The sequence below is a fragment of the Alcanivorax sp. genome, assembly GCF_051117345.1.
Taxonomy (GTDB): Bacteria; Pseudomonadota; Gammaproteobacteria; order Pseudomonadales; family Alcanivoracaceae; genus Alcanivorax.
On the sequence record NZ_JBNPEC010000085.1, the window covers coordinates 1 to 7,160 of the forward strand.

Annotated in this window: 6 protein-coding genes; all 6 read left to right on the forward strand. The window is 51.4% G+C overall.

Going from position 1 to position 7,160, the window contains the following annotated elements; translation table 11 throughout:
- Positions 1–84: 84 nt before the first annotated feature.
- A complete protein-coding gene (locus ACFE0K_RS05645) occupies positions 85–312 on the forward strand; it encodes a hypothetical protein (RefSeq protein WP_434535136.1) in 228 nt (75 codons plus the stop codon).
- Positions 313–681: 369 nt separating this feature from the next.
- Positions 682–2,205 carry a hypothetical protein gene (locus tag ACFE0K_RS05650; RefSeq protein WP_434535131.1) on the forward strand — a complete coding sequence of 508 codons (1,524 nt, stop codon included), beginning with the start codon at positions 682–684 and terminating at the stop codon, positions 2,203–2,205.
- A 217-nt stretch (positions 2,206–2,422) separates the two neighbouring features.
- Positions 2,423–3,064 (forward strand): DUF6160 family protein, encoded by a 642-nt coding sequence (locus ACFE0K_RS05655; protein ID WP_434535132.1) that lies wholly within the window; start codon positions 2,423–2,425, stop codon positions 3,062–3,064.
- A gap of 1 nt (position 3,065) precedes the next feature.
- Positions 3,066–4,289, forward strand: coding sequence for a hypothetical protein (locus ACFE0K_RS05660; protein WP_434535133.1), 1,224 nt, complete (start codon positions 3,066–3,068; stop codon positions 4,287–4,289).
- A gap of 14 nt (positions 4,290–4,303) precedes the next feature.
- The gene (locus ACFE0K_RS05665) at positions 4,304–6,529 is read left to right on the forward strand and encodes a DUF6160 family protein (protein ID WP_434535134.1); all 2,226 of its coding nucleotides are present in this window, start codon (positions 4,304–4,306) and stop codon (positions 6,527–6,529) included.
- 50 nt (positions 6,530–6,579) lie between these two features.
- On the forward strand, positions 6,580–7,160 hold a 581-nt coding region (locus tag ACFE0K_RS05670; RefSeq protein WP_434535135.1), incomplete at its 3' end, for a cytochrome c peroxidase.

Sequence of the window (7,160 nt, forward strand, 5' to 3'; positions counted from 1 at the left end):
GACAAGATGGCAGTGCAGGTAGAAAAGCAGTACTCATAGGATTACCACGACCCGAATAAACGCTCAATCGGCAATGCCATCCAGATAGTCTTCAAGGACGGCACCCAGACAGACAAGGTGGCAGTGGAATACCCCATTGGTCACCGGCGTCGCAGGGAGGAGGGGACCACCGTTCTGGAAAGCAAATTCCAACGAAACCTGCTGACCTGTTTCCCGCGAGCGCGAGCAGAACGTATTCTCGAACTCTGCCGAGATCGTGATGAGCTGGAAGCCATGCCAGTCAACGAGTTCATGGACATGCTTACGCGGTAGGTCTGTAAAGCCATATGGGCTAGGCCTTTCCTCCGTAGGAGCTATGCTTGCATGGCGAACTACACTGGACCTTCAATATTCGTGCTCAACTCCTGCAGACCCCAAGCATCAACAATCCCCGCCAAAGTGTGCATATTTGTAACAGATCCGCTCTTTTAGTGGCGCACGTATATTCATAGAATGTGTAAACTATGTGTTTACGGCGCATAAGATATTGAAATAAAAGAAAATTAAAACCTGGCACTGTGTAGTGTTTGTGTTAACACATGTTGTCGAGCGTTATCATGCTGTGTAGTCTTGTGGCATAAGTAACCAGTCCTGCCTCAAGCACCTTACGGCCAGACTGATAACAACAAGACAGAGGTCACAGTGCGGCGCAACAACTCCCTTTCCCACATGATGCTGGGAGCGGCCCTCACCTTCGGCGCTTCCCAGGTACTAGCTCTTCAGGAAATGAGCGATGACTCCATGTCCGAAGTTCAGGGTGCGGGGTTGGCGTTCGGTCTTGATGACATTCGCTTTCAGATGGCTCCTAGCAGCTATATTGAGCAAATCGGCGGTTCGCCGGGGGTAGACACATCATTCAATCGCGGCGATCTACGTTGGTTTGGTCTGAGCATTTCGGGCTGGAGTGCGGGTGAGGCAGCGGGTAGCCGGCAAACCTGGGCGGGAAGTTGTGCAGACGGCTTCAGTAACATGGGTTGCCCGATAAGCTCACAAGGCATTGATAATTATGCCAATCACGATAACCCTTTTGTGCTGCGGGTGTTCGAGCGCCAGATGGTGGGCCTCAATGCAGCCGGGGATGACTGGGTGGGTAGCCCTGTTGTTAACGGAGTTTCGACTGGCGGGGTGAATCGCACAGTGCTTGAGTTGTTGGGGCCTTCGAATTCACAGGATTTCCGCTGGGCTTTCTGGGGTGAAATTCAGGCCAGCGAGACAGATGCCAATGGTAATATCACCAATGTCTTGGGAACTTTGCGTAACCAGAACCTGATTCTGGGCAAGCCCGCCACATACCTCAAGCCCCCCTCAATTGCAGGCACAAATCCCGCCACCAACAACATTGAAGGGCCTATCCTGCAGTTATTTCAGTACCGTGGGGAACGGGTTGATGGCGGTGGAGAGCTCCTTTCCCCCGACGAGACGTTTGGTCTGCTTTACCACAGTCGGTTATCTGGTGATTACCGATTCAGTGTTAATCAAATCAGCGATGCGATTGATGCGGACCCTGTCCCCCAGTTCACTAATGAAGAGGGGCTGTATTTTACAAATGTAAATGCCTATGTGCCTCTCGGGCAGCTTTATTACCAGTCAATAGTGCTGGATAGCGTTCGCCCGGCGCCCAATGTTGCCGGTGATGGCAATTTTATTATCGAACTTACGCGTATCCCGAACGATCCTAATGCCTACAATGATTTTTATAGTGTAGCCGGGCAGCAAGGTTATCAGCGAACCAACAGGAATGATCGTTACTACGAAACTCATGGTTATGCGGAGTGGGGCGACTATTTTCCCGCATGCCAGGCTGGGCAGAGCAATTGCCTTCCTGGGTCTGGTACAGCTAGCCCGATAAGATTTTCTGGTCCTGGTTATGATTCAAGCAACCCTCAAACTCTCACGCTGGAAGCTAGAACAATTAACGCACTGAATTTTCCCGGCCCAATTTGTGGAGGAAGCAGGGATGAGGAGTGCAATAGTTATACCGGTATCGCTAGTGAAGTAACTGTAGAATTGAGTTCAGGTGATATCACTTCCCCTTATTCCAGGCAGCAAGTAGCTGAAGCGCAGGGCATTTCATTTGTTGGCAGGAATGATGCTTCTACTTGGCTTGTTCAGAATAATCAAAATGATGGTTTCATAGAAAGAGAGAGTAGCATCATTCTGTGGTGACATCGGTAGGCGAGTGTGGTTTTTTTTGTGGTTGCGACATGCTCCAACCTTCAAACCCGAATCCGCCTGATCCATCAACAGCGCCAGCAGTATTAACAAGTGTCTCCCCAAGAGTTGAAGTAAATGCAATTAATTTAGGTACTGCACGAATTCAGGGGTTGGCTATTCAGCATATGCGGATTACCAGCTTGGGGTCAGCAAATTGAGAGAATCACTTATGTTGAATCTTCCGGTTAAGCGACTATTTTTTCTCGTGGCGCTTTTAATCCTAATGCCAGGCATGGTTTTAGGCATGGAGAAACTTGAAGATTCACAGATGGCCAATGTGACAGGTCAGGAAGGCGTCGCATTGGATCTTGAATTCCGGGTCAATGCGGACAGTGATGGAAATGCGCTCGCTTCAGTGGATAACTGCCAGGGCCTGGCTAACCCCTGTAATTTGGCATTGCAGTTTGCCAACCGGGATGCCACAGGTGGTGAATGGTTGGTATTGAAGGATATGTACGGCGTGCTCCGGTTTAACGATCTGCAGCTAGACGGCAGCCGTCTACCTGCACTGTCGAGCGCTTTTGCCAACCCTTCCCGGTTCGAGGACCAAAGCGGCAACTGCCTGCTTCCGAATGATTGTACCCCTAATGATAGCCTGGCTTTGCTGCTGACCTTTCCTGAAACCGCTGGCTTCAATGCGGACATTGAGTGGCGGCTGAATATTGGCCGGGCGGCGGTACAATTCGGCCCCGAGGGTTTTCTTCCAGCTAACGATAATGGTGGATCGTTCCTGGGGCTGGCAATCGGCGATACGGTCACCGATATTGCCCGCATAGATATCGATGGCGGTATTCAGCTGTACGGTTTCTGAGATGATGATGAAAAACAATAGTATAACAATCGTAGCCCAATCTCTTTTCTTGGTAGCAGCAGTCCTTTCCTGTTCACAGGCAATAGCTTTGCTTTCCGATGAGACGAACAGCGCGAAAGAGTTGACCTTGCAGAGTGAAATGGCAAAGTACCCCGGCCTCCAGCCTATGAGTGAAGATCAGCTTTCCCAGGTTACCGGCCAGGCGTTGTTTGTCTCAGATAAAATTGATCCAACCGGCGCCGCAGGTAGCCCAACGGATTTTACTTTCTATCGAATGGGGCTGGATGTTGAGCTGGCATTAAACGCAAACATCGACAAACTCCAGCTTGGCTGTGGAGGCTTTAACGACACCATTGCACCGGGTGCTTGTGATATTGATATGGATTTTGTGCGTCTGATGGGCCTTAACGATCTGCGTAATGGTCCCGGTGATCCTGTAACCAGTAACTTTGTCCTTACCAGACCATTTATTGAAATTGCGGTCCGGAATGATGGCAGTGGCTCACAACGCGAAGTCGCGGGCATCAAGATTGGGTCGCAAACAGCCGATGGCTATTTCGGGGTGGGACGTGATTACCTTAACCCGGATGGCTCTCCGTCAGGCCAGACAAATCAGGAGCATGGAGGGGTTTGCAACGACAATATTGGTGCTGGTGCACTGGCTTGCCATTCCGGTATCAATCGGCTTTCAGGTGCGATCGGGACTGAGCTGTCCGGAACAGTCCCCATTAATGTGACTTTTTCGGGTGACAGTAATACCTGTTTTGGCCGCACCTCTAACAATAGCCTGTGTGCAGATAATGATAGGTTGTTTGTTGATGTCACCGGTACACGGTTGAATGAATTAAGAATACCTAACCTGGAATTAAGGCTGGAAGGTGGTCTTGCGGGCGCTATTGCAGGAGAAGCGTACGCGCAGGTTATCGAGGATCTGCGCTTCGTGCATGGTTTTGTGCTGGATGAGAGCCCTGAGTTCGGTCTCTCATTTCAGAGAGAGCAGGTTGCATTCCCGACCTTTGACAAGACAGATTATAACCCGATTTCCAATGCGGGTTGGTGGCTTAATGTGCCAGAGCTGAAGGTGCTCGATCTGGTTGCGGAAGAGCAAAGTTTCGGGCTGTTTGAAGGGCTTAATGCTCTGTCACCGCCGGGTATTCCACTGGAAAATATTGAGCTGGGTCAGCGAGCACCTGATAACTGCTTTGGCTCGTCAATGTTCTGCTAAAGGGTTACCTTATAATGTTCTCCATCAGAGCACGAATAACAATCAGGACCCTTTTTCTGTTGCCGGTTTCAGCTCTGGCAATGGAATCAATGGATGATGGCCAGCTTTCTGCCGTGCAGGCACAGGACGGTTTGTCCGTTGAATGGTCCGGGACGATGGCCTCTGCAGATCGGCTGGAATGGCGGACCGATACAGGCACAATTAACGAAAGCCGGTTTTATCTTCAGGATCTTGAGTTGCAGGGCGTTGATAACATGGGAAATGTCGGTGGTAACTTTACCATCGGTACCAGTCTGGATGTGGGTAGCGTTTCTCCCACCGGTGCTCCAAGCACTGGCGTTACACTGTCGTTATCCAATATGCGTTTGTCTGCAGAAGCTTTTAAAGTGGGCCTCGATAACAATGAAACGCGCTCCTACGGGCGGTTTGCTCTGGATGGTAATGGCCAGCTCAGTTATGTGAATTTGAAGGGGTTCCTGAATGCCAGCGACAATGGTGCGTCCATGCAGGCGGCACTTTCAGATAGTCGCTTCTTCTACCAGCAGCTGCAGGCTGATCCCTTTCTTTTATTCAATAACCTTGAAGCTCGCTGGAACTTCGTTAATGGCAACCTTGGCATTATTGCTGCGGCGGACGATCCCTATGGTATGGGGGGCGGGCTGATTCACAAGGCAGACAGAATCGACCTTCGACTGGAAGCGGATTGGCAGTACGACAGAGGTGCCGACGGCTTTGTAGTCAACAATGATGAGCTCTCGTTGCTACGCTTCGGTTGGAGTGGTGGCGTTTCTGATGTTGACCTCATCTGGCGCGGAAGAGGTATTTGGGATGGCAATGATTGGGCGAATCCTTCAGACGGCCTGACCATGAGTGCGCGCTGGAACTATATAAATAGCGACGATACGGCCAACGGCGATGAGCACTTCCGCTGGGTATTAGGTGAAGTTGGCGGTGGTGTTCAAATCGAATTAAGTGACTGGAGCGCTTTCGCCGGTAACCCATATGGCATGGATTTCCCATTGGTGGCATTGGATTCACTGAATGGTAATCAGGTTCCAGGTGGTTTGTGCTTCGGTGGTAGTAATGCAGGCCCTGGTTCCGTTGGTTCTGCTTGCAGCCTGGCTAGCCAGCAGTTGCTTGACCTGGCGCCAGGCCATCTCCAGTACTTTGACCCTGATACCAATGGCACTGTCGCTGGAGCTGTCAGCGGCGCTGATGGTCTGGCGGTTCTGGTCCGCAACGGTAACCTCCTGTCTAATTCCAATGCCGTACGCCTGGTGGAAAATGGAACAGTTACCCGTGATTTCAACTGGGGCCTTATTTATTCTCTGGCTAACATCGATGGCAATATTTATCTGTATCCGGGTGGTAACCCGGCGGACAATAATGCCGGCTTGATCATTGACCTGCTGATCATGTCACAAACTTTTAATGCCATGGATCAGCAGGGAATGAACTGGGAGCAGGGCAGCCATTTCCTGATTGCGGATACCGAGTTTGAAACGGATGGTGTCGGTATCGGCTTTCTCAGTTCCAATCTTCTGATTGGCGCCAATGACATGCGTTTCTGGTTGAAACCCATCGACGATCTCGCACCGGAAGGTCTTTATAGTGGTGGTCTGGACCTGCTCTCTCACCAGGCGCGCCTGAATTTCAGAGGGACTTTTGGTGGTTCAACCCTGGCAGCGGCTAACGAGTCTGTCGAAGGCTTGTTCTTTGATACTAATCTGGAAGGGTTGATTAACCTTCGTTTTTCCCCATCCGACCCCGCAGTCTCGGTTCCTGCGGGTGAACCCCAAAACTTTCTTGGTTACAGCCTGGCTATGCGCCTTGGCGATCTGAATGACCCTGATTTTCAGGTTGCCGGCGTTAATACCCTGGCCAGTGGCAGTGGTAGTTATATTGCCCTGGCTGAGCCCAATCGGCGGGATGTGGAAATCCGTCTTGCCGATATCAGAGGGGATATTGCTTTTACCAATGGCGTTGTGGATCTACGCGGAGTAGGAGAAATTTCTCCGGGCTCACGGCCTGCGCTTCGTATCGATAATGATATTTTGATCGGGCAGACCGCGGCGGGCCGGCTTAACGACGCTGTATCCGGTTCTTCCCTGCCGGGCGGCGCTGCGGGGCAACCGCTCGTCATTAATGACGTTTCTTTCAGTGGTGATAACCTTGGTAAAATTGCCATTCCGAGTGGTCACTGGGGCGCCACCCTGACACTCAAACCTCAACTGGATTGATTCCCTGCGGGCACAGGTTCTGTGCTTACAGAAGACGGGTAAAAGCAAACATGAAAGCCATCCTTGCAGTATTCCTTTCCCTGTTTCTGCTAAGTGCCTGCGGGGGCGGCGGTGGGTCCAGCGGAGGTGCTCCTGCAGGCGGGAATGACACTAGCAATCCCGATCCAACCCCGGAACCTGAGCCTGAGCCTGAGCCGGAACCCGAGCCCGAGCCTGAACCTGAACCTGAGCCGCTTGACGCTGCGCTTTTTGAAGAAATGAAGGCGCATGTGTTGACGGGTGACCCTGCTTCGCCAAGGAATCTCCAGCCAATCAAGCCCAGTGAGGATTCCCTTGTGAAGCTGGGGCAGGTGCTGTTTTTTTCTCAAACCCTTTCCGGCGGTTTTGATGTTGCCTGTGCAACGTGCCATTTGCCCCAATTTGGCGGATCAGATGGGCTTTCGCTTTCCGTGGGCGTGGTTCCTGTAGATCCGTCTGTTGTAGGGCCTGCACGTAAAGTGGATCAATCCAGGGATGCGGACAATCAAAGGGATGATGGAACAAAAATGAATAGAAACAGAATGAAGGTTGTAAAGGGGGGGATAATGGAAAGGGAATGGGGGGGTGAGGGGAGGGGGGGAGAAGAGGAAAA